Origin of the sequence: Streptomyces sp. NPDC091209, from assembly GCF_044757755.1 — a bacterium.
GTDB lineage: Bacteria > Actinomycetota > Actinomycetes > Streptomycetales > Streptomycetaceae > Streptomyces.
On the sequence record NZ_JBIVVR010000012.1, the window covers coordinates 107,833 to 132,465 of the forward strand.

11 protein-coding genes and 2 pseudogenes are annotated in these 24,633 nt (G+C 71.7%); 9 read left to right on the top strand and 4 right to left on the bottom strand.

The window, feature by feature from the left end:
• Position 1: 1 nt before the first annotated feature.
• Positions 2–819 (bottom strand): IS5 family transposase gene (locus ACIQRL_RS30870; protein WP_328446020.1). Its coding sequence is split into 2 segments (ribosomal slippage): positions 2–471 and positions 471–819, totalling 819 coding nucleotides; the frame shifts between segments, so codons are not numbered across the junction.
• A 51-nt stretch (positions 820–870) separates the two neighbouring features.
• On the opposite strand from ACIQRL_RS30870, the gene ACIQRL_RS30875 reads away from it, so the two are divergent.
• Positions 871–6,075, top strand: coding sequence for a LamG-like jellyroll fold domain-containing protein (locus tag ACIQRL_RS30875; RefSeq protein ID WP_401337672.1), 5,205 nt, complete (start codon positions 871–873; stop codon positions 6,073–6,075).
• Positions 6,076–6,401: 326 nt separating this feature from the next.
• The gene (locus tag ACIQRL_RS30880) at positions 6,402–6,803 is read left to right on the top strand and encodes a hypothetical protein (RefSeq protein WP_401337674.1); all 402 of its coding nucleotides are present in this window, start codon (positions 6,402–6,404) and stop codon (positions 6,801–6,803) included.
• A gap of 579 nt (positions 6,804–7,382) precedes the next feature.
• Here the strand turns inward: ACIQRL_RS30880 and ACIQRL_RS30885 are convergent.
• Complete coding sequence (locus ACIQRL_RS30885) at positions 7,383–7,811, bottom strand: hypothetical protein (RefSeq protein WP_401337676.1); 429 nt, start codon at positions 7,809–7,811, stop codon at positions 7,383–7,385.
• A 247-nt stretch (positions 7,812–8,058) separates the two neighbouring features.
• Here ACIQRL_RS30885 and ACIQRL_RS30890 point away from each other — a divergent pair.
• Together ACIQRL_RS30890 and ACIQRL_RS30895 are read left to right on the top strand one after the other, a co-directional pair.
• Positions 8,059–8,148 (top strand): annotated as a pseudogene (locus ACIQRL_RS30890) (IS5/IS1182 family transposase); the annotation flags it as partial.
• Between the two features lie 246 nt (positions 8,149–8,394).
• Positions 8,395–8,736: pseudogene (locus ACIQRL_RS30895) on the top strand (transposase); the annotation flags it as partial.
• Positions 8,737–8,849: 113 nt separating this feature from the next.
• Here the strand turns inward: ACIQRL_RS30895 and ACIQRL_RS30900 are convergent.
• Both ACIQRL_RS30900 and ACIQRL_RS30905 read right to left on the bottom strand, forming a co-directional pair.
• Positions 8,850–10,079 carry a hypothetical protein gene (locus tag ACIQRL_RS30900; protein ID WP_401337678.1) on the bottom strand — a complete coding sequence of 410 codons (1,230 nt, stop codon included), beginning with the start codon at positions 10,077–10,079 and terminating at the stop codon, positions 8,850–8,852.
• 379 nt (positions 10,080–10,458) lie between these two features.
• A complete protein-coding gene (locus ACIQRL_RS30905) occupies positions 10,459–12,792 on the bottom strand; it encodes an ATP-binding protein (protein ID WP_401337680.1) in 2,334 nt (777 codons plus the stop codon).
• A 447-nt stretch (positions 12,793–13,239) separates the two neighbouring features.
• Between ACIQRL_RS30905 and eccCa the strand changes: the two genes are divergently transcribed.
• From eccCa to ACIQRL_RS30930, 5 genes are read left to right on the top strand one after another with little or no spacing between them, the layout of a single operon-like run.
• Positions 13,240–17,238, top strand: coding sequence for a type VII secretion protein EccCa (gene eccCa / locus ACIQRL_RS30910; protein WP_401337682.1), 3,999 nt, complete (start codon positions 13,240–13,242; stop codon positions 17,236–17,238).
• 44 nt (positions 17,239–17,282) lie between these two features.
• Positions 17,283–18,677 carry a type VII secretion integral membrane protein EccD gene (eccD, locus tag ACIQRL_RS30915; protein WP_401337684.1) on the top strand — a complete coding sequence of 465 codons (1,395 nt, stop codon included), beginning with the start codon at positions 17,283–17,285 and terminating at the stop codon, positions 18,675–18,677.
• Positions 18,678–18,690: 13 nt separating this feature from the next.
• Positions 18,691–20,070 (top strand): type VII secretion protein EccB, encoded by a 1,380-nt coding sequence (gene eccB, locus ACIQRL_RS30920; RefSeq protein ID WP_401337685.1) that lies wholly within the window; start codon positions 18,691–18,693, stop codon positions 20,068–20,070.
• On the top strand, positions 20,067–21,290 hold the full coding sequence (locus ACIQRL_RS30925; RefSeq protein WP_401337687.1) for a hypothetical protein: 1,224 nt from the start codon (positions 20,067–20,069) through the stop codon (positions 21,288–21,290). The genes eccB and ACIQRL_RS30925 overlap by 4 nt, the downstream gene beginning before the upstream one ends.
• Positions 21,287–24,550: a right-handed parallel beta-helix repeat-containing protein gene (locus ACIQRL_RS30930; protein WP_401337689.1), complete on the top strand. Its 3,264-nt coding sequence runs from the start codon at positions 21,287–21,289 to the stop codon at positions 24,548–24,550. The genes ACIQRL_RS30925 and ACIQRL_RS30930 overlap by 4 nt, the downstream gene beginning before the upstream one ends.
• Positions 24,551–24,633: the final 83 nt, after the last annotated feature.

The window sequence follows — 24,633 nt, forward strand, 5'->3', positions numbered from 1 at the left end:
CCTACGTGGTCAGCTTGAGGAGTCGCTTGTAGCAGCAGATGGCCGCGGCGAGTCCGAGAAAGGCCAGGTAGTTGCGAGGATGGCGCTCGTAGCGAGGGCTGAGTCTGCGGTAGCCCGACAGCCAGGACATGGTCCGTTCGATTACCCACCTTCGGCGACCGAGCCGTTCGCTGGACTCGACTCCCTTGCGTGCGATGCGGACGCCAATGTGCTTGCCCCACAACCATTTTCGCAGGTGAGGGATGTCGTAGGCCTTGTCGGCATGTAGGCGTTGCGGCTTGAAGTAGCGGCCGTTGTGGGGGTCGTGTCTCGTTTGGTGACCCGTGATCATGGGCTTCAGTGCTTGGCTGTCGTGGGTGTTCGCTGCCGAGAGGCCGACGAGGAGGGGCAGTCCGTTTGCGTCCGACAGGACGTGCATCTTGGAACCCGGCTTGCCCCGGTCCACGGGGCTCGGACCTGTGAGTTCGCCCCTTTTTTAGCCCGGACGTGGGCGGAGTCGAGGACGGCGCGGGACAGGTCGAGCAGGTCCGCGTCGTCGAGGCGGTGCAGGATCGCTTCGTGCAGCCTGCCCCACACGCCGGCTCTGGACCAGATCAGGAAGCGGCGGTGCGCGGTCGACTTCGACACGCCGAAACAGGGCGGCAGGGCCCGCCAGGCGCAGCCGCTGACCAGCACGTAGATGATGGCCGCGAACAGCGTCTCATCAGGTGTGTCCTGTGTTCCGCCGCCCTGCGGCCGTACCCTCGACGGCGGAATCAGCGGCTCCGCGATCTCCCACAGTCCGTCCGGAACAATCCAACTCCACGTACTCCGCCCCATACATGAGACAACGAGCCGTCACCACATAGGACACGGTCTTACCCGGTCTACGTGGACCCGGAGTGGAGCGGCAGGCCCTCCCAGCTCGACTGGGCCCGGATCTCCGACAACGGATGGAACGTCTACAACTCGACCTCCACCACCGGAGCGACCAACGCCCGGGAAGGGTGGGACAACAGCACCCCGGGCAACGGTGAACGGGCCCGCACCTACTACCAGATCAACACCAGCGGCATCAAAGGCGCCGTGGTCAGCCACGCCTCGCTGTACGTGAACCAGCTCTCCGCCGCCTCCTGCGACGACACCCCCGCCGCCGTCTACGGCACCGACCGCCCCGCCGGATGGAACTCCTCCTCGCTGTACTGGGGACATGAGCCCGGCGGGCGCACCGGCGCACTCGGCACCAACCCCAAGAGCCACGAGGCCGGCACCTGCCCGGTCAAGGAGGGGTCCAACTCCTGGGTCAGCCCGCCGTCGCTCGAGTTCGACGTCACCTCCCGGGCACAGAGCGCGGCGGGCGGCAGCTGGAGCAGCATGACGCTGATGGTCCAGTCGCCCGACATGAACGACGCCACCCAGTGGAAGCAGCTCGCCTACGGCGGCGGCGCCACCCTGTCGGTCACCTACAGTTACCGGCCCAAGCTCAAGAACGGCACCGGAACCCCCGCGATCAAGCCGTCCATCGTCAGCTCGGGCAAGACGATGACCACCACCCACACCCCGACGCTTTCCGCCCGCGCGGTCGACCCGGACCTGGCCGGCGGCAGCGAACTGGTGCGCGTCGACTATCACGTGTACAACTCCGCAGGCACCCTCGTGGGCCAGGGATTCGGCCCCAATCTGGACTCCAAGAAACGCGCCCGGTACAACACCAACGGTAGCGACTGGACGACCCCGAGCCTGCCGGACGGCGCCTACACCTGGAAGGCGACCGCACAGAACGCCGCGGGCTACTGGGCCGACACCGGTTCAGCTGTGTGGACCAAGACACAGGCCTTTACTGTGGACACCAGCGCACCGCCCTCCCCCACAGTGACCTCCAGCCAGTTCCCCGCCAAGCAGATAGGCGCCGCCTTCAGCGATCAGGGCACTTTCGTCCTGGGCAACAACCACACCAACAACATCACCGGCTATCTGTTCTCCCTGGACGCCACACTCGGCAGCACGGTGTACAGCAGCAGCGGCGTCATGCACTTGACGGCAGGCACGAAGATCGCACAAGGCCAGATCTACTACGCCACGTCCGACAACGGTCCCGGGACCGGGACGTCGGCAATCAACGGCAGCGCCTCGCCCGTGTTCGCCCCGGCCGTGGTGGGACCTCACACGCTGTATGCCAAGGCGGTGGACCAGGCCGGCTCTACGTCCATCTCTCAGACTGCCTACGCCTTCTACGCCGGGACCAGTGCCCCCACGTACGCCTACGGCGACAAGATGATCAGCGGCTGGACTGCGACCAACACCGACGGCACCACCACCGCCGTGCCCAAGGCGACGACCACCAGTACCGGCGGCCAGCTGATCAGCCAAGCGGCCTTCAGCGGCTACGAGTTCGCCGACGGCTACCAGGCCATGCTCAGCAACAAGACCACCACCTCGAAGGTCGTCAGCGGTGACAGCGCCACCTTCAGCTTCGACATCCCCAAAGACGGTCCCTGGAGCTTCGGAGCAAATCTCACCAAGGCCAAGGACTACGGCATCTACCACCTGATCCTGGACGCGGGGAAAAGCACCCAGTCCACCCTGATCAGCGGCTTCGACGCCTACAACTCCTACACCACCACCCAGTTCCTGAACCTGGGCATCCCCAAGGACGCCAACGGCCAGCTGCTCATCCTCAGTCAAGGCGTACACACCCTGACCCTCACCATCAGCGGCAAGAACCCCGGATCGGCGGGCTACCAGGCCGGAATTGACGTGCTGCGCCTCGGGCCCGCGCTGGCCTGTTCGATCAACGCCACGAGCAATTGCCTGAACAACACCACCACCAGCACCTTCACCACCACGACCAGCACGGCCGACGCCGACGGCTCCGGCAACAGCATCAACTCCGCCGACCTGACAAGCACGGCAGGCTGGCAGAGCAACAAGACGGTGACCGTCGACGGCGCGACCGTCGCCCTGCCGAAGTTCGGCACCAGCACCTACGACAACATGCTGGCATCCGGCCAGACCATCACCCTGCCCGGCAGCGGAGTGGTGAACACCGGTGATGCCGTCATCTTCCTTGCCTTCGCGACCGGTGGCGCCGCCAAGGGCGCCACCGGCACCATCACGTACGCCAAGAACAACTGTGTGGACCAGAACAACGCGGTCAACCAGGCATACCGGCTGGACACCGTGCCGGACTGGCTCTCCGGTCCGGCCGCCGCAGCCTCCATCACGCTGGTCCACGAGAACCACAGCAACAACACCCAGACCAGTCCGAGCTCAGGCCCGAAGGTCTACGCCGTCAGTGTCCCGCTGAAATGTCCCGGCTCGGTCATCAGCAGCATCTCCCTGCCGTTGTTCTCCAACGGCGTCCAGACAGGACAGCCCACTCTGCACGTCCTCGGGCTGGGCGTGCGGCCGATGACCGTGACCGGCAGCGGATCGAGCGCCAAACACTGGGTCGGCACCTGGTCCTCGGTCCAGGACACAGCCAAGGTACAGCTGTCCAGCGGCAGCACCGCCAGCGTCAACGGGCAGACACTGCGTATCCCCGCCCATGTCAGCATCGGCACCGATGACGACGGCAAGGGGGTACGCATCCACCTGTCCAACGCCATGGGGACCACCCCGGTGACCTTCGACGCAGCCTCCGTCGCTCTGCAGGACACCACCGCGGGCGGCGCCACCGCGTCCGCGACACCGACAACCGTGACATTCGGCGGCTCCGGCGCGATAACCATCCCCGCAGGCGCCGACGCCACCAGCGATCCCGTGTCCCTGCCCGTCGCACAGCAGACAACACTCCTGGTCAGCCTGCAGGTGCACGGCTCGGTGTCCGCCATGCCCGGCCACGCCGTGGCCCAGACCCCCGTCTGGGCCAGCACCGACGCCGCCAACCGCACCGGTGACACCGCCGGCGCCAACTACACGCAGACCACCTACACCGGTCTGCCCTACCTCGTCGGCATCGACGTCACCACCCCCACCACCGCCCCCACCGGCTCGGTCGTCCTCTACGGCGACCAGAGCGTCAACGGTGATACCGCAAAAGGCGACGGGAACTCCCCAAACGGCGACGGACAGCACCACCTCAGCGACGCCATCACCGACGCCCTGGTCAACGACACCAACGGGGACAACTCCGTCGACTACGGCGTCCTCAACGCGGGCACCAACAGCACCAGCCTCAGTAACAACCTGCTGCCACAGATCACCAACAGCGCCACCCCGGAAAGCGCACTCAACCCCCTGGACCGCAACGTGCTGACCCAGGGCAACGTACGCACCGTCGTCCTCTCCACGGGGGCTGCCGACCTGCTCAACTGCACCAGCAGCGCTGACACCTGCGCAACCAACGTCGAGAACGGACTGGCCACGCTCAACAGCCAGGTGACCTGGTACAACACCGATGACGGTCAGACCACGGTCAACGGCCAGTACATCACCCAAAACGCCAACATCACCGCGTACTTCGCCACCATCCCGCCCTTCACCTCTGCCCACCCGGGCACAGCAACCCAGGAAGCCGCGCGCGAGCTAGTCAACGACTTTCTCCTCAACAACTTCCCCAGTCAGGTCATCGATTTCGCCAAGGCGGTATCCACGGACGGCACGACTCAGTCATCGACCGTGAAGGCTGCAGACCTCTCAAACGGCAATCCGTCCAACGCCTACTACGCCGACCTCGCCAGCCAATATGTCAGCGACACGAACAACGTGGTCAGCATCGCGCCGAACCTGATCGTCCCGCTCACCACAGGCCGTGACACCCCCGAGGACGACTGGGAGCTGGCCACCGACGGCACCGACAGCAACGGCGACAACCCATCCACCGCGGTCGGTGGCACGACCTTCAGCGCCGCCGGCCCGGACGCGGTCAACGCCGGAGCCGGCGCAGCGTCCTTCGACGGCAGCACCGGATTCCTGGAGAGCGACCACACCGCCGTCGACACCTCAGGTGACTACACCATCTCTGCCTGGGTGAAGATCAACTCGGCTGTCGATGCCACCGCCATCTGCCAGGGAACCAGTCAGCACCAGTCGTTCTACATCGGCTACGACAGCGGCAACAAGGGCTGGATGTTCCAGACCACGACCACCAACGACGCCGGCGCCGCATTCCCCACCGCGGAGGGCGACACCAACACCGGCGCCGTCGGCACCTGGGCCCACCTGCTGGTCACCTACACTGCCCCGGTCGACGGAGAGTCCAACACCGGCGTGATGTCGATCTATCAGAACGGCACCCTGATGGGGACCGCCACCAACCTCACCCCGCAGTACGACTCGTCCATGCCCCTGACCATCGGCGGCTGCATCAACGCCCCAGACGCGACCGCACCGTACGCCGCCTTCCCTGGCTCCGTGGCAGACGTCCACACCTACCCGTACGCCATGCAGGCGAGCCAGGCCAGCGCAGACAGCGTGATCATGCCCATGGGCTGGGACAACGGCATGCCCGAGGACGAGTGGAAGCTCGCCGCCAACGGCAACGACACCGCCGCCCTCAACCCGTTCACCGCTTCCGGCAGCGCCGCCTTCGGCACCGATGCGCCGAGCGGGGCCTCCGGCAGCGTCGCCTTCGACGGGAGCACCGGCTTCGTCAGGAGCAAACAGAGCGCGGTGAACACACTCGGCGACTACTCCGTCTCGACCTGGGTGAAGATCAACTCAGCTCTCGGCGCCGCGGCTGTCTGCCAGGGCACCACCCAGCACCAGGCGTTCTACCTCTCGTACGACAAGACCAGTAAGGCCTGGATGTACCAGACCACGACCACCAACGACGACAACTCCGACTTCCCCACCGCGGAAGGAGACACCAACACGGCCCCCATCGGCACCTGGACCCACCTCGTCGCCACCTACCGAGCACCCGTCGCCGGAAACTCCAGCTCCGGCTCGATGGCCCTCTACCAAAACGGGACCCTGATGGGGACAGCCACCAACCTCAGCCCCCAGTACGACTCGTCCCTGCCCCTGACCATCGGCGGCTGCGTCAACAGCGCGTCAGCCACCAGCCCCTACCTGGCGTTCCCCGGATCCGTAGCCGACGTCCACGTCTTCCCACGCACGCTCTCGGCCACCGAGGTCGGCGCACTGCACTGACTCCCCACCTTCGGCAGGGCCTACCGCTCCCGCCAGGAGCGGCCGGCCCTGCCGAAGTCCAGGAAGACCCTGCGTCCCGCAACAGGCGCAAGCCCGCACCCTTGTGGATACTTCGCGGCCCCCACGTCCTGCCAGCGTCCCGAATTCACCGCTCCGGCCGCCAGACCAGCGACCTGCGGTGGCTCGCGCCACCAGCGGATCGATACATCTGCGCAAGCCGGCGCAGCGCCAACCGCCACAGACCACTCCGGCACCAACTCGCGAGCAGCGCATTCAGTTCGCCGCTCTACAAGGAGTTCCTTCTCCCTCACCGCACGCACCGAGCCTTGCCCATCGTTCGAATCCAGATGGAGGCAGCGGCCCGAGGAGATGCCTGGCAGCACGGCCGCAGCCTGCGCTGCGTCCTGCGCAACGACTGGGAGAAGTCTGCCACCGAAGCGGTCAACGACATCATGCCCGCCCTGCTGAACTACTTGAAGCGACAGGAACTCGACGAGGTCCGGTTCACGGTGCTGCATCCTGGCGGCCCTCGGATCATCGAGGACGCCGAACGGGGGCTCGGCGTGGACCAGGCCCCCGGTATTGAGGACCGTGCCAAGGTGAACCGCCACACCTGGGCCACCCTGCGCGAGAAAGGCAACCTTGGCGGTGTCGGCGTCCTGGCCGTCCTCGCCCGCACCCACGACGATCCCCCGCCGACGGGACCCGCGGCCTGCTGCTCGGGGTAGGTCCAGGGCTCGCCGCCGTCGGCGGAACTGCCACCTGGCTGGCCGGACCACACCCGTCGTCGGCCGCTTGACCTTCGACACCGGCCGTGGCACCCAGCCCACCGCCGACGGCCTGTCCCACCAACACCCGCAGCGGCACCTGCCGTTCACGGAGGTGCCCTGGCTGAACTGATGACGGGTCGTCCAGGGCACTGGCAACCGCGCCCCGGGCTGAGGGCAGCCGCAGAGCCTCCCGTGGGGAGCCGGGAGGAGCGGCGGGCCCCGCTGAACACGCAGCTCAGGGGGCCCATGGTGTGGAAGTCCTCATCGGGGGGCGAAGGACGTCCACATACACACCATGCATCAGGACGCCGGTGCAGCAATAGAGTTCGGCGTGGAATATTCCCATGGCCTAGTAGGGCTTGGTCAGGGCGGTCAAGGGTGGGCGAATGCCCAGCGGCCGGGATCCAGGCCCAGGTCTGCTTCATGCCCCACCACGACCACCGGATCGAGGTCCGCTACGCGGCTACCGGCCGCTACCTCGGCCCCGCGGGCCTGGCCGACCTGGCCACCGAGGAACAGGGCAGCGCCGTACGGCGGTCACGGGCAACCCGGGCCGTCCTGGACGTTGCAACTCACCTGCCAGGCGGTCCACGCGCCGTTGGAGGAGCGGACCCGGAACCAGTAGTTGCCGTCGCTGCCGATGGCCGCGATGGTGAAGTTCGAGAGGCTGCCTTGCAGGTGGTCGATGACGATCTGGCTCTTCACCCACCCGCCCATGGACACCCATCCGTTCCAGGAGCCGTCGGGGTAGCTCCAGTTCGTCCACACCGCGTGATCGGTACCGACGAGGAACTCCTCCGTCGTCCCGTTGTCGAGTTTCGTGGACGAGACGCCGTAGTCGCAGAAGTACTTCTGGCCCTTGTCCGTGCAGTAGGTCGCCGCCTGTGCCGGCGCCGCCGCGGCACCCACCCCCGCGAAGGCGGCCAGGGCCGCAACCGCTGTGAGGGCACTCTTGAATCTGCGCACGTACATGCTCCTTTGCCAAGTGGTGTGGTCGTGTCGAGGAAGGGGGAGAACCAGCGCCCCAGCACTCCTGACAAGTCGATCACGGGCATGAGGGGGATGACCATGCAGATCTACCGGCAGAAGTAGCCCCCACTACCGGCAGAAGAGGCCCCGCCCCCTCGCCACCCGAACCACGTCGGACCGCCCTGTTCCGCTTCAGCCCCGACCCGTTCCCGACGACCTGCCCGCACTAGCTGCAGACTCTGCCGAGACTCTCTTCGCGGCCATCATCTACGTCCTGGTCAGCGGATGTGCCTGGCGCCAACTACCGCCCTGCTTCGGTTGGATCAAGGCGACAGTCGACGTCAAACCCGCCCCGCCCAAGCGCGCCACCGGCGTCGGGGACTACGACGTCCACATCAATGGCGACGGCCTGGCCGACTACCTGGTGGTCGACGACAACGGCGCCACCCGCGCCTGGCTCAACACCGGTCCGGGCAGCTGGAACGACCAGGGCATCACTGCCACCGGTGTCGGAGCCCCCGGCCACCGCGTCCGCATCTGATCCACCTGTACCTCCGCACCGGCCGGCACGCCCCCCCCCAAGCACGGCGAACGCACACGCCTGATCTACCGGCCCAAACGACATGCCGATCACAAACGGGGCGGCGGACGCAACTTCACCTGGACCGACCACCGCGATCTCCTCATCGACGCCCACCAGCAACTCGGCACACCCATCGTGCTCATCTGGCACAACCTCAATGTCCACAAGGACCGCCGAATGCGGCAGTTCATCGACACCCACGACTGGATCAGCTGCTACTTCCAGCCGGCCTACGCACCCGACCTCGACCCCGTCGAGGGCATCTGGTCACTACTGCGACGCAGCAGCCAGGCCAACACCGCCTTCACCGACCCCGACCACCTCATGCGCACGCTCCGGCACGCATCTGATGTGCCGTCAACACTCAGGGATGCCCTTGCCGTCCTGCGAAGACGCCCAGGACGGCATGGACGTACGGGTCGGCGACGCACGAGCGGGACTGCCGCCGGAAGTCAGTTCCGGCAGACCGCCTCGGCCTGGGCCGCGGCCACGTGCCGGCCTTCATTGCTGCTGCCCCAGTCGACGCCGCGGTTGTCGAGACCCACCGCGAGCTTGGCCCTGCCCGGGTAGGTGCCGGCCGTCACCCACCGGCCGAGGTGGGCGCCCTGGTTGATCTGGAAGCTCCCGATCACGTTGTTGGCCGAGGGAGTGAAGGCCCGGTAGACCGTGTAGTAGGCGGGGTTGCCGCCGACCATGGTCCGGTCCGAGACCGGCGGGATGTAGACCATCAGGGTGCAGGAGGCCGACGCGGTCAGGTTCGGTGAGAAGAGCCACTCCGCGTAGAGCGCTGAGTCGGGGCTGGAGCGGCCGCTCAGGGGCAGTGCGGAGTACGAGCCGTGGCAGCCGTCCTGCGACCAGGCGTGCGTTCCGCGGCGCCAGCCGTCGGCGCCCTTCGTGTAGACGCCGGTCTCCTGGTAGCCCCAGGTGCTGCAGCCCGGCCCGGTGACCGCGCTGTACGCGGGCGGCTTGGCCCCGGACGGCCGCGCAGGCGTGGGTGCCGGGGTGGCGGCCCTGGTGGCGGCCGGTGCGGGCGCCTGATTGCCGCCGGGTATCCCGCGTCCGCCCGAACTCCCGCCACCCGGACCTGGTTTGGCGTTGGCTCCGGGAGCCAGGTTGGCGGCGGCGCCCGGCAGGACGGGAACGCCCTGCGGCGCGGCCGCGCCCACCCGGGCGCCTGGCACCGGCGCCTTGCCCGGCGTACCGCTCGGTCCGCCGCTGGGCGCGGCACCGGGGGTGGCGGCGAGCCCCGGCACGAAGCCGGCCTGCGAGCCGTCGGGGCCCACCGGAGTGTCGGCAGCGGCGCTGTTGTGCGGCTTGGCGTGCGAGCCGCCCGGCCCAGCGATCACGAAGGGACCGGCGACCAGGAGCACACCCGCCACGGCGGCGGCGAGCATCACAGGCCGGCCGAACCGGGACGGGACCGCCGCACGCAACGGGTCGACGGTGGCAGTCGCCGCGGCTGCCGGATCGGCCTGGGCACCGGGGGCCCGGGGCTCGGCCGACTCCGTGGACCCGGCGGCGGTACCGGACCCCGCCCCGGGCTCGCTGTCGGGTTCGGTGCCGGGCTCGTCGGCGCCCGAGGCCGGCGGCGCGACCACCGTCGCGGCCTCCGGCTCCGTCGCCGGGAAGCCCGGGCGGGCCGGCTGCGCGGTGCCTTCGACCGTGGTGCCGTTGTCAGCCATGGTCATCCTCGGTGTAGTGGAGTGGGAACGGTGGCCCGGCAACACCGGGCGGAACGGATCACGGGCGCGACGGCGACCCGGGCGGCGCAGCGGGCGCGCCCGGACAGCCTCGTACCCAGGGTGTGGGGTGCACTCGCGGTAGCGGCGCCAGGACCGCCGCACCGGACCACCGGGGGCCGGACGGCTGGGGCGTCTTCGGCACGGACGTCGAGCGGGCTGACAGCGACCCATCGGCCCGGGGGTCTGGACCACACCCCGGCCTGACGACTGCCCAGCCCTCGCCCGTACCGCACGAGTTCGTGCAGTTCTACCACAGGCGCCGACCGGATCGAACCTCGCCCCGGGCGAGCGGTGCGACCCGGCGGGCGGGGCAGGCCCCCTACCGGCCGCCGGTGGTGAGCTGTTCCACCGCGCGGAGTTCGGCGGCGGCCTCCTCCTGCCGTGGGCTCTTGAGCTGGGACAACCCGCCGTGCGCGGCGAGCAGCGTCTCGTGGGCCTCGTCGTAGCGGGTGAGCCGGCGCAGCACGAGACCGAGGTCCAGCCGGGCCGGTTCACCCCAGGCAGGCACCCGCAAGGAGTCGAAGCCCTCGACGGCCCCGCGCAGCATGCCCTCCGCCTCGGCCCAACGGCCGAGCGCCGCGAGGTCGTTGCCGGTCTCGTGCAGGGCGAGGGCGTGGTAGAGACCGATCGTGTCGGCGGCCTGTCCCCACAGACTCTGCCGGCTGAGCTCCACCCCGCGCCGGTGGATGACCAGCGCCTCCTCCACCCGGCCGGATTCGCGCAGCCCCCGCCCCAGGGCGTTCAGGACGGAGAGTTCGGCCAGACGAGCGGGCGGCGCGTCCACGTCGGCCAGGCGGGCGGCCGCGTCCTGGAACCGGTGGATGGACTCCTCGGTGCGGCCGAGCCGGCGCAGGGCTCCGGCGGAGTAGCCCAGCGCCCAGCCGATCTGCAGGGCGTCGCCGATCTCGTGGGCCACGGCGCAGGCCCGGTCGGCCGCCGCCAGTGCCCCGGCATTGTCGTAGAGGCAGTAACTGTAGGCCCAGGAAAGGTAGTTGAGGTGCACAGCCTCGTCCCGGCGGCTCCCCAGCACGCGGGCCGAGTCCACCGCCCGGGTGAACACCTCGACCCACAGCTCCCAGTGGTGGTTCACGTCGGAGAACCAGTGCATGGCCTCGGCCGCGTCGATGACCTGCTGGTGGCGTCCGGCGACCTGGGCCTGGCGCAGCGCCGCCACCCACTCGGACCGCTCCGCCTCCAGCCAGCCACGGGCCTCCGTGCGGTCGGCGGGTGCGCTCGCGGGGTCGGGGTCGTCGACCGGGTCCTCCGCGTGGCGCTCGGCGTCGAAGCGCAGCGCGGCGGCGGTGGCCCGGGACAGCATCCAGCGCGCGAGCCGGTCCCGGGCCTCCGCGACGACCTGCGGGCCCTCCTCCAGGGTGAGTTGCTCGGTGGCGAAGAGCTTGAGCAGGTCGTGGAAGCGGTAGCGCTCCACGACGGTGTCGGGCTGCAGCAGACCAGCGTCCGTCAGTTCCTCGGCGTACAGGGCCGCCCGGGCAGCGGGCAGACCGGTCAGCAGGGCGGCGCTCTCGGGGCTGAAGTCGGGCCCGGCGACGAGTGCGGCCCGCCGGAACAGCAACCGGGAGGGCGGGCTCAGCTGTTGGTAGGAGAGGGCGAATGCGGCCCGTACCTGCAGTCCGCCGGCCTGCAGCGAGTCCAGCCGACGGCTCTCCTCGGCCAGCCTGGCGACCAGCTTGCCGACGTGCTCCTCGGGCCTGACGGCCAGGCGCTGCCCGGCGATCCGCACCGCCAGCGGCAGGTGCCCGCACAGGTCGGCGAGGTCACGGACGGCCTGCGCCTCGCGCTTGACCCGCTGCGGGCCGATGATCCGGGTCAGCAGCTCGACGGCCTCTTCCCGTTTGAGCACGGCGAGCGCGATGCGGTGCACCGATTCGATCCCGGCGAGGGCACGCCGGCTGGTGACGATCGTCAGGGACGATCCGCTGCCCGGCAGCAGCGGGCGGACCTGGTCCTCGTCGACGGCGTTGTCCAGCACCAGCAGGATGCGGCGCTCGCCGACCAGCGACCGGTACAGGCCGGCCCGGTCGTCCGTCCCGGCCGGCACCTCGCTCTCGGCCACCCCCAGGGCCCCCAACAGGCGGGCCAGGGCGTCGCGCGCGGAGGTCGGCTCCTCCTCCATGCCGCGCAGGTCGACGGCGAACACCCCGTCCGGGAAGCGGTCGGCGAGTCCGTGGGCGGCGTGCACGGCGAAGGCCGTCTTGCCGAGGCCTGGCTGTCCCGAGACGACGGCGACCGGCGGGTGGGCGGGGTGCTCCCTGTCCACCAGGGCGTGGAGCTGGGACAGGGCGGGGCCACGCGCGGTGAAGTCCCCGATGTCACGGGGAAGGGCCAGCATGCCGGACGCCGGCGTGACCGCGCCGTCCGCGGCGGGCCGTACCTCCTGCCGGGGGCGCGGCCGGCCCGCCTTCGCGGCCTGTTCCAGCTGCTCGGCGTCGGCGGGGTCCAGCCTCAAGGCGGCGGCGAGCGCCTGGACGGTGCGCCGCTGCGGGCCACGGGTCCGACCGCGCTCCAGGTCGGCCACCGCGCGGACACTGATCCCGGCGGCGGCGGCCAGTTCCTCCTGGCTGAGCCCGGCGCCGCAGCGCAGGCCGAGCAGCAGCCGACCCAGACCGTCCGACGTCACCGAATCGGTCCCCATCCTCGGCTACCCCTCCTTGACCTGGGCACCCGGCTCAAAGCGCCGGTCCCCGGCAGAATTATGCCGGATCGCATTTCTGCCGGTGGAACCTCCTGGTCGCCCCGCACGCCGTCATGGTCGACTGACGCGGCCCGCATCAGCAGGCGTCCGGGCCCCTGGACCGGTCCGGCCGCCGCCCGCGGTCCCATGGTGCGTGGAGGCCAGGTCACCGGACCGGCCGTGCTCTCGCGGAACCGACACCCCAGACCCGGAAGGCCGGTGCCGTGCAGCCCGTTCGACACCACCTTCCGTCCGGACGGAGCCCGAAACCGTCCGAAGTCGCCGCCGCGGGTCATTCCCCCATGGCCCGCGGCGGCGACAGCTCCCGTCCAAGAACCCGGTTGGACAGCCCCTGATGTCCCTGCAGTCGCTGGAGTACGGCATGTCCAAGCACGGAGGAGAACGGGAGTGAGTACCGTCCTGGTCAAGCGCTCGCCGCGCGCCGAGGGCCCCGCTCTGCCCGAGGGGCAGATCGAACTGGCCGAGCCCCCGGTGCTCGGCGAGCCGGCCGTCGCGGACTTCGGCTCGGCGCTGATGTACCTGCCGATGGGCCTGGGCACCGGGGCCATGGTGCTGATGTTCTCGATCCACGGCTCCGGCCAGAGCACCTACCTGATGTCCGGCATGATGGGCGTCGCGATGGTCAGCATGACGCTGACCCAGATCGGCCGCGCGGGCGGCGAGCGGCGGCGCAGGCTGCGGGCGGAACGCCGGGACTACCTGCGGTACCTGACACAGAAGCGGGGCCAGGCCCGGCAGGCGGCGACCGAGCAGCGCGCGGCCCTGCTCTGGGACAACCCGGACCCACGGCACCTGGAGGCGCTCGCCCACGGCACCGGCCTGTGGGAACGCCGCCCCAGCCACGAGGACTTCGCACGGATCCGGATCGCGCTGGGCCTGCGGCGGGCGACGCTGGAGTTCCTGCCACCGCAGACGAAACCGGTGGAGGACCTGGAGCCGCTGTCGGCGGTGTCCCTGCGCCGCTTCACCGAGGCGCACCAGACGATCCCCCAGCTCCCTGTCCCGGTCGCCCTGAGGCGCTTCACCAGCGTGGAGTTCGCCGGTGCGACTGAGCCGGCGTCGTCCCTGGTACGCGCCATGATCGGACAGTTGGCCCTTTTCCACTCCCCGGACGAACTGCGCATCGCCCTGCTGGGCAGCGCCGCGGCGCAGGCCGGGTGGGACTGGCTGAAGTGGCTGCCGCACAACACCCATCCCGGCGAGGAGGACGCGGCCGGGCCGGTGCGACTGGCCGCCGACAGCCTCGACGCGCTGATGGACCTGCTGGGCTCTGAGGTGCGCGACCGCCCCGACCACGACCCGGCGGCGTCGCCGAGCGTCGCGGAACCCTTCGTGGTGATCGTGGCCCAGGGGGTGCGGATCCCCGCCACCTCGCGGTTGCTGGCGGGCGGCCTGCGCAACGTGGTCCTGCTCGACGCGACGGGCTCGATGGCCGGTGGCCCCAAGGTGCTGCGCCTGAACGTCACCGAGGACCAGGTGGAGTTCCCCTCCGGGGACGAGCTGGTGACGGCGAACGCCGACACCCTCAGCACGGTCGGCGCCGAACGCCTGGCCCGCGCCCTGGCACCGCTGCGCACCAGCAGCACCGTGGACCTGGCCGAGCGCCCGCTGGAGTCGGACCTTGACCTGGTCACCCTGCTGGGCATCCGCGACCCGCGGACCTTCGACGTCGCGGCCACCTGGCGGCCACGGCAGCAGCAGGCGGCCCGCCTGCAGGTGCCGCTGGGGGTGACCGAGGACGGCGAGGTCGTGCGGCTGGACCTCAAGGAGTCCGCCCAGGGCGGCATGGGACCGCACGGCCTGCTGATCGGCGCGACCGGATCGGGCAAGAGCGAACTGCTGCGCACCCTGGTGATGGGCCTGGTGGCCACCCACTCCTCCGAGGTGCTCAACCTGGTCCTGGTGGACTTCAAGGGCGGCGCGACCTTCCTGAACATGGAACGGCTGCCGCACACCTCCGCGGTGATCACCAACCTGGCCGACGAGATCCACCTGGTCGATCGGATGCGCGACGCCATCAACGGCGAGATGATCCGCCGTCAGGAGCTGCTGCGCGAGTCCGGCCACTCCTCGCTCTTCGAATACGAGAAGGCCCGGGGCGCCGGCGCCGGCCTCGCCCCGCTGCCCTCACTGCTGGTCATCGTCGACGAGTTCTCCGAACTCCTGGCCAGCAAGCCGGAGTTCGTCGACCTCTTCGTGTCGATCGGCCGCCTCGGGCGCAGTCTGGGCGTCCACCTGCTGCTCGCCTCCCAGCGACTGGACGAGAGCCGGATCCACAAAGTGGAAGGCCACCTCTCCTACCGCATCGCGCTGCGGACCTTCTCCGCGATGGAGTCACGCAGCGTGATCGGCGTCTCCAGTGCCTACGAGCTCCCCTCCGCCCCAGGAAACGGCTTCCTCAAGATCGACACCACCAACCTGGCCCGGTTCAAGGCGGCTTACGTCTCCGGTCCGGCTCCCGAACCGGCCGCCGCGGGCGCCGGCTCGGCGCTGCCGGACACCCCGGCAGCGGAGCTGACGCTCTTCGGGCTGGCCCAGCAGGGCCCGCTGCGATCGGAGTTGGCGGCCCGGGCGCTGGCCGAGCAGTCGCTGCACCCGGCCCGGCTTCAGGAGCCGGCCGGTCCGGCGCCCGGTGGCGAGCCGGGCGCGGAGAGCACGGCGAGCCTGCTGGAGGTGCTGGTGGACCGGCTGGCGCAGAGCGGGCCGCCGGCCCGGCAGGTCTGGCTGCCGCCGCTGACCTCCTCCCCCAGCCTGGACCAGTTGCTCCCGGGGATCGTGCCGGACCCGGTGCGCGGGATGAGCGCGGTGGACCATCCCTGGCTCGGCGCGCTGCGCGTCCCGCTGGGCCTGGTGGACCGGCCCTTCGAGCAGCTGCGCGAGATGCTGGTGGCCGACCTGTCGGGAGCCGACGGCCACGTCGGCCTGGTGGGTGCCCCGCAGACCGGCAAGTCCACGACCCTGCGCACCCTGATCCTCTCGCTGGCCCTGACCCACACCCCGCAGGAAGTCCAGTTCTACTGCCTGGACTTCGGCGGCGGCGGGCTCGTCTCCACCGCGGGGCTGCCGCACGTCGGGTCGGTGGCCACCCGCCTGGAGCGCGACCGGGTACTGCGCACGATCGCGGAGCTGACCCAGCTGCTGGAACGGCGCGAGGCGGAGTTCACCTCGCGCGGCCTGGAGTCGATGGCTGCCTACCGCGCGCTGCGCGCCGACGGCACGATCGACGACCCGTACGGGGACGTCTTCCTGGTGGTGGACGGCTGGTCCACACTGCGCCAGGACTACGAGGACCTGGAGCCGAAGGTCATCGAACTCACCTCCCGGGGCCTCTCGTTCGGGCTGCACGTGATCGCCTCGGCGGTGCGCTGGTCGGAGATCCGCCCCCGCCTGCGCGACCTGCTCGGCACCAAGCTTGAGCTGCGGCTCGGTGATGCCACCGAGTCCGAGATCGGCTCGCGGATCGCGGCCACCGTGCCGCACCAGCCAGGCCGCGGCCTGACGCCGGTCGGCCACCACTTCCTGGCCGCGCTGCCGCGACTGGACGACTCCGGCGCCACCGACGACCTGACCACGGCCACCAAGGCCGCCGTGGCGGAGGTCGACGCCTTCTGGACCGGGCGTGCCGCCCCCGGCGTGCGCCTGCTGCCCACCCGGCTGCCGGTCGACCAACTCCCAGCGGCCGACGGCGATCTGCGGGTCTGTCTGGGCTGGGACGAGCAGCGCCTCGAACCGTCCTGGCACGACTTCGCCACCAGTGCGCACCTGATGGTGATGGGAGACGGCGAGAGCGGCAAGACCAACACGCTGCGCCTGGTGATCCGTGCCATCACCTCCCGCTACACCCCCGACCAGGCCCGGATCATGGTCGCCGACCCCGGTCGTGGCCTGCTCGCCTCGGTGCCCGAGGCGTACCGGGTCGGCTACGTCGTGGACCGTGACGCGCTCGCCGAGCTCGCTGCCAACGCGGCCGTCTCGGTCGGCAAGCGGGTGCCGGGCCCGGACGTCAGCCCCGAGCAACTCGCCCGGCGCGACTGGTGGCAGGGCCCGAGGCTGTTCGTCATCGTCGACGACTACGACCTGGTCTGCGGAGCCGCCGGTGCGCCCTCGCCCATGGCACCGCTGGTCCCGCTGCTGGCCCAGGGCCAGCACATCGGCCTGCACCTGGTGGTCTCCCGCAGCACCTCCGGGGCGATGCGGGCCATGATGGATCCGATGCTGCGGCGCATGTGGGAGCTGGGCAACCCGGCCCTGCTCTTCTCCTACCCCAAGGAGGAGGGCAAGTTCCTCGGCGAGGCCAAGCCCCGCACCCTGCCCGCCGGCCGGGCCCAGTTCGTCACCCGCCGGTCCGTGCGGCTCGTCCAGACCGGGCTGGTGACGCCCTCATGACGACCGCGCCCGCCCACACTCCCGCCGTGCATCAGAGGAGCACCATGTCGACCGCCGCGCCCGCGGTGTCCCCCTCGTCCAGCGAGGTCTGCCGACTCACGATCGTCCACCCGGGCGGCCGCTGTGACGTCTCGGTCCCGCTCACCACGTCCGTCGGTGACTTGCTGCCGGCCCTGTTGCGCCACCTCCCGCAGTCGCCGCAGGAGCGCGGCACCCCCCTGGTGCTCCAGCGGCTGGGCGAGGAACCACTGGACCCGGACGGCACGCCCGAGAGCCTCGGGCTGCGGCACGGCGACCAACTGCACCTGCGGCCCGCCGACGCGGCCCTGCCCGCCCTGCACTTCGACGACGTCGCCGACGGCGTGGCGCACGTGGTCAGTGCGCGGCCCGACCGGTGGCAGCCGTCGACCAGCCGCCGCCTGGCGCTGGCGCTGGCCGTCCTGGTACTGGCCGCACTGAGCGCCTCCCTGCTGAGCAGCGACCCCGGACCGTTCTCCGCCAAGTGCGCCGGGGTGATCACCGCCGTGCTGCTGGTGACCGCCTGCGTGGTGGCCTCGCGGCCCGACGGGGACCGCGGCGCCGTGCTGATCGCCGCGCTGGGCGCGCTGGCCCACGGCGCGCTGGAGGGGCTGGCCCTGCGGAGCGGACCGCACGGCGCCTTCACCTCCGGGCCGGCGGCGGTCCTGGTCGCCGCCGGGGGTGTGGCGGTGGTCGCCGCCGTCCTGCTGACCCTGCGGCCGCTGCCGCCGGTCGTGCCCGGCACCGCCCTGCTCACCGCGCTGGCGGCGGCCTCCGGGGCAGGGCTGGTACACGCCTTCCACTGGCGCACCGATCAGGCGGTCGCGGTGGTCGCGGTCGCGCTGTTCGTCCTGGGACACGTGGGACCGCGACTGGCTCTGCGCCTGTCCCGCGTGCAGGCCCCGCTGCTGCCGCACAACGCCGAAGAGCTCCAGCAGGGCATCGCCCCCGAACCGCAGGAGCGGATCGAACAGCGCGTCACGGCGGCCAACGACTACCTGAACGTCCTGAGCCTGGCCTCCTGCGTGGTGTACGCGTCGGCGTTCCTCGCCCTGGCGCACGCGGGGGGCTGGGTCGGCTGGACGCTGCCCCTGGTGTTCACCGGCGCGGTGCTGCTGCGCTCGCGCGGGCTCACCGGCACCCTGCAGCGCGGGCCGATGGTGGTCTCCGGCGTCCTCGGCCTGGCCGTGCTGCTGGTGCGCGCCGGTGCGGGCGGGACCGGCGACCGGGCGCTGGTGCTGGCCGTGCTGCTGACCGCGACCGTACTGCTGACGGTGTGGGCCCCCCGGATGTCGGGGCGCCTGCTGCCGGTCTGGGGGCACAGCGGGGACGTGCTGGAGATGATCGCGGCGATCGCCCTGCTCCCGCTGCTGCTCCAGTTCCTGGACGTGTACGCCCGCATCCGCGCGCTGGCCGGCTGAGGGGCGGCGGCAGATGCAGACGCGACGCGACCACCTGCACGCCCACCGGTTCGCCATCGGCCGGCTGGCCACCGCCCTGGTCAGCGGTGATACGGGCCGGGGCGACAGTCCGACGAGGCGGGCCTCGCTCGGCACCTTCTTCGGAGCCGGCGTCGTGCTGCTCCTCTGCGCGGGATCCGCCGCCTTCGGACTGCTGTCCCCGGCCGCGGACACCAGCTGGCGCAGACCGGGGTCCATCGTGGTGGAGCAGCAGACCGGCAACCGCTACCTCTTCCTGGGCGGCACACTGCGCCCGGTGCGCAACTACGCCTCGGCCCTGCTGCTGGCCGGGCAGGGCGCCGCGGTCCGTTCCGTCTCCGCGAAGTCGCTCGCCGGCACCCCGCACGGTGCCCCGGTCGGCATCAACGGCGCACCCGACTCCCTGCCCGCGCCCGCGGCGCTGCTGCCGGGCCCGTGGACCTGGTGCCTGCGTCCAGACCTGGCCGGTGGCCAACTGCTCGACCTCGACCCGGCCGGGCAGACCTCCCCGGTCCCCGCCGACCGGCGCATCCTGGTGGCGGGGCCCCACGGACAGCGCTTCGTGCTGTGGCGCGGCGTCAAGTACCCGCTGCCCGACGACGCCGCGCTGATCGCGCTGGGCCTGGACGGCGACCACCCGCTCTCCGCCCTGCCGACCTGGCTCGCAGCGCTCCCCACCGGCGTCACGCTGGCTCCCGCCGAGATCGCCGGCAGCGGACGGGCGGCCGGGCAGGTGGGCGGGCACCGGGTGACGGTCGGCCAGCTCTTCGAGACCCCCGCGAGCGGGAGCACCGCGCACGGGGGTGCGGCGGCGACCGGCACGGACCACCACTACGTGATGACCAGCAAGGGCATCGCCACGGCCAGCGCCACCGAGGCGGCCCTGCTGGCCGCCCGGCCCGGCGTTCCGGCCGTGCTGCGGGTCAGCGCGACCGACATCGCCGGCGCCCCGATCTCCCACGACCAGTCCCTGCTCACCACCCTGCCCGACGTGCTCGGCACGCACGCCCTGGACCAGGCCGGCCAAGCGGTCTGCCTGCGCCAGCAGGCCCACGGGGCCAAGCTGACCAGTCAGTTGGTCGTCGAGCAGGGTCCCGCCGCCACCAGCGGCCGGACCCTGCTCATCCCGCCGGACACCGGCCTCCTGGCCGTCGACCTGGACCAGCTCGCCCGGCCGAACGCCACCGCACAGACCTTCCTGATCACCGATCAGGGGATCGCCTACCCGCTGGCCGACGGCAGCACCGCCGCAGCCCTGGGTCTGGGCGGCGGTGGCCGGACGGCCGTGCCGGAGAGCATCCTCGGCGCGCTGACGCACGGTCCGTTGCTTGACCCCCGCACAGCCGCCGACACCGTCCGGGAGGCCGGCCGATGACGCCACAGCCACTGCCCGCGCCGTCCACGCCACCCGACGGTCCACGGCCCGGGCCCGAGCGACTGGGCGAGGCCGGGACTGCAGTGCTCGCCGCCCTCGAACCCTCGCCGTCGCCGCTGCCCCCGCCGCCGTCCGCGGGCGGCGTCGGAGCCGGGCCGCCCGCCGCCCAGCCGGCGGTGCAGCTGCTCCGGTCGCCGCTCATGGGCGGGATCCAGCTGGAGTCCGGCGCGCCCGAAGGCCCCGTGCCTGAAGCCACCCGGCCCAGCCCCGCCCTGGCCGGCGCACCGGAACCGGAATCCGTCACCGCGGCCACCGTCGCCGCCGCCGTCCTCGTGCAGCCGGTGCCGGCCAAGGCGGCCTGCGCCGTCCCGCCGCAACGCGGGATCGCGCGCGAGCGCGACTGGGTACGGCGCACGTACGGCGCCCAGTACCACGCGACGGCCGGCATCGTCTCCCGGGTGCTGTCGCAGGCCCCCGGGCTGCGCGGCAGCTCGCGGGCCATGGAGGGTGACGCCCTGACGGACCTGGTGGCGGTGCGCCTGTACCTCGGGGGCGACAGCGCCGCGGTGGACGACGCCGTGCGGCGGGCCACTGTGGGACCGCACGTCCCGTTGGCCCGCTGTGTGGCCTCCGGACTGCGCCGGCTGCCCTCCTACCGCGGGGCCGCGCTGCTGCGGTCGCGGGTCAGCCACGCGGAGCGCGACTGGTACCGCACCGGGCACACGACCACCGAGTGGGCATTCTGTACCGCGCAGGCCGCCGCGCACGCCGGGACCGAGGACGGCACCGACTTCCTGATCTGGTCGATGACCGCCCGCCGCACCAGCCTGCTGGATCCCGGCTCGCCCGATCGCGTGATCTTCGCGCCCGGCACCGCGTTCAAGGTGCTGCGGGCGGGCTCCGAGGCCGACGCCCCCGTCCTGCTGCGCGAGGTGCTGGCCGACGAGCGGACGCAGGACGGCCGCGCCGACGCACCGCGCCTGCCGCTCGACGAGATCGCCCTGGACGGCCTCGACCAGGCCCTCCGGGTGCTGGACTGGGCCCAGGAGGCGGCCGCCGCGGCTGCGGCGGCGAAGCCCGGCACGGCGCCCGCGGGTACCCCGCTCGGCGCACCGCCCGGACTGATCACCCTCGCCTCCCGCTCGCGGACGCGCGTCGCGGGGAGCACGCCCGCAGCCGCGCGGAACACCCCCGTGCCCGCCGAAGGAGCGACACTGTGAGCCGGCAAGTCCTCGTGGTGTCCGCGGACCGTCCGGGCGCCCACCGGTCCATCGCCGCCGCCCTGGCCGACGCCGCCGAGGGAGCGCTGATCACGGTGGCGCCCGGCCGCTACGAGGAGACACTGACCGTCACCCGGCCGGTGACGCTCGCCGCCGAGGGCGCCGCCGGGACCGTGAGCATCCACGCCTCCACCGGCAGCACGGTGGTCCTGGACGCGGAGGCCGCGCAGCTGACGGGCCTCCAGCTGTCGGGCACCGACCCGCAGGCGCCGGTGCTGGACGTACGGCGCGGGCAGGCCGCCCTGGACGACTGCCAGATCTCCGGCGGAGCCTGGGCAGCCGTACTGGCGTGGCAGGACGGCATGCTGGCGCTGCGCGACTGCCAGGTTGCCAACACCCAGGGCGCCGGCATCGTGGTCACCTCCGGCGGTGCCAACGTGGTGGAGCGCTGCGCGATCACCGAGGTGGGCTCCTCGGCCGTGGTGGTCGCCGAGCACGGGCGGCTGATCGTGCGGGACTGTGCCGTCGACCGGCCGCGCGGCAACGGGATCTGCGTCAACGGCAACGGCGCCGCCCTGATGGAGGGCAGCCGAATCCACGGGAGCGGCAAGCCGGCGGTGGCCGTGGAGCAGAACGGCCGGGCCGAGCTGCGCAAGGTCACCGTGACGGCGAGCGCCGCCCTGGACGCCTACCTGACCAGTGCCGCCTCGATCGTGCTGGCCGAGTGCTCGTTCACCGGCTCGGGCGGCCAGGCGGTGCACATCAGCGAGGGCGCCGCCCCTCTGCTGCGCGACTGCGTGATCGACTCCGCTGCGACCGGCGGGGTGCAGGTCACCGCGGGCTCCCGCGCCCGTCTGGAGAACTGCCGGATCACCGGCAGCCCGCTGGGCCTGCTGGTGGAGGCGGGGAGCACGGCGGACTGCGCCGGTCTGACGATCGGCGGGGCCGGCGTGGCCGTCCGGGTGACCGGACAGGGCGGCCTGACGGTGCAGGAGGCGGACCTGTCGCTGGAGGGTGGCGTGGGAATGGAACTGGGCGACCGTGCGCAGGCTCGGCTGTCCGGTCTGCGGCTGCGCTCAACCGGCGGCACCGCCCTGACCCTGGCCGGCGCCGCGCGCGCCGAGCTGACCGCCTCGGTCCTGCGGGGCGGCCCGGTCCTGATCGACACGGACTCCGAACTCATCGCCACGGAAAGCGAGTTCTCGGACTCCGGCGCCGACGGGATCCGGCTGGCCGGTGGCGGGTCGATCCTGGCGGTCGGCTGCCGGATCAACGGGGCCCGCGGCCACGGACTGAACGTGCAGGCCTCCGCCCGGGCGGAGCTGGACAACTGCACCGTCTTCGACAACGTCGGCGACGGCGTGCGCTGCACCACCGAGGAGGCGGTGCGGGTCCACGACTGCGAGATCCGCGACAACGGCGGCGGTTCCGTGCACCGGCTGGGCGCCGGCCACCGGCCACCCGCCGATCCGGGCCGCCCCGACGGCGGCCGGCCCGCGGGTGCGGCCGGTACCGGGTCGCAGTCCGGCGGCGAGCGGGCACCGGACGCGCCGACGACCGCGAGCGGTTCCCCCGGGCGCCCCGCGGGCACCGGCCCGCTGGCCGAACTGGATTCGCTGGTCGGGCTGGAGAGCGTCAAGCACCAGGTCACCGGCCTGATCGACCTGAACAAGATGGCCCAGCGACGCCAGGAGATGGGGCTGCCGATGCCCCCGATGAGCCGCCATCTGGTCTTCGCCGGGCCGCCCGGGACCGGAAAGACCACGGTGGCCCGCCTGTACGGCGCGGTGCTGGCCGAGCTCGGCATCCTCAGCAAGGGCCACATCGTCGAGGTCGCCCGGGCCGACCTGGTCGCCCAGATCATCGGCGGCACGGCCATCAAGACCACCGAGGTGTTCCGCAAGGCGCTCGGCGGCGTGCTCTTCATCGACGAGGCCTACACGCTGACCAACCAGTCCGGGGGCAGCGGACCGGACTTCGGCCAGGAGGCGGTCGAGTCCCTGATGAAGCTGATGGAGGACCACCGGGACGAGATCGTGGTCATCGTGGCCGGCTACTCCGCGCAGATGGACCAGTTCCTGGCCTCCAACCCCGGCATGGCCTCCCGGTTCACCCGCTCCGTGGAGTTCCCCAACTACAGCCCGGCCGAACTGGTCACCATCGTGCGCGGCCTGTGCGCCAAGCACTTCTACGAGCTGGACGAGGGCGCGCTGGCGGCGCTGAACCGCTACTTCGAGGAGGTGCCGAAGGGCGCCACCTTCGGCAACGGACGGGTCGCCCGGCAGATCTTCGAGGAGATGATCAGCAAGCAGGCCTCCCGGCTCGCCGCCCAACCGCACCGCGACGACGAACTGAGCCTGCTGACCGGCCCCGACGTGCTCACCGTCCCCGGCGAGCAGGCCGTCGGCAACGCCACGGACGAACCTGGGCAGACCCGGGCCGCCGACACCCCCGCGCTGCGCGCGCTGGCCGCCATGACCGGCCTGGACACCGCCCGGGAGAAGCTGAATCTGCGACTGGCCGGCCTGGCCCGGCTGCAGCGGTCCGGCAAGCCGACCGCCGGCCTGGCGAACGTCGTCCTGCAGGGTCCGCCCGGCAGCGGACGGCGGGCGCTGGCCGCGCTGTACGGGCGACGGCTGGCCGAACTCGGCCTGCTGCCCACGGGCGTGACACACCGCCTGGCCCTCTCCACGGTGCCCGCCCGCTGGACGGAGCAACCCCGGTTCGGGCTGGCCGCCGCCCTGACCGAGGCGGCCGGCGGGCTGCTCCTGCTGGACCTGGACCCGGCCTTCGGCCACCGGCCGACCGCCGAGCGGACCGCCGTCCTGAACGCGCTGACCGAGCTGGCCGGCGCGCCGCGGGGCACCGAGCACGCCACGGTCCTCGCCTTGAGCGGCAGTTCACCGCAACTGATGGACCTGCTGCGAGAACGCACCGACCTGGCCGCGGCGTTCGCCGAGTTCGTCGAGCTGCACGCGTACACCGCGGAGCAGGCAATGGATTTGACGCGTCGCCAACTCGCACTGGTCGGGTTCCGGTTGGACGGACCGGCGGTTGCGGCCCTGGTGGACCGGTTCACCGAGCAGCCACCGCGCGGCGGCGCGCACGAGATCCACCGGCTGGCGCAGGACCTCGCCCGATCGGCTCGCACCCGCCTCGTCACCGTCGAGGACCTGCCGCCCGATCCCACCGTCCCCGAGCCGGCCGCACCCCGAGCCGTACCTCGGACCGCGGATTCGGCACCGCTGGTGCACTCGTGACCCCATCCCCGGGCCATCTCCCATCACGACGGTGCTGACACCTGGTCAGCACCACCCCCTCCCTCCGCCGGTCCACCGGCCGG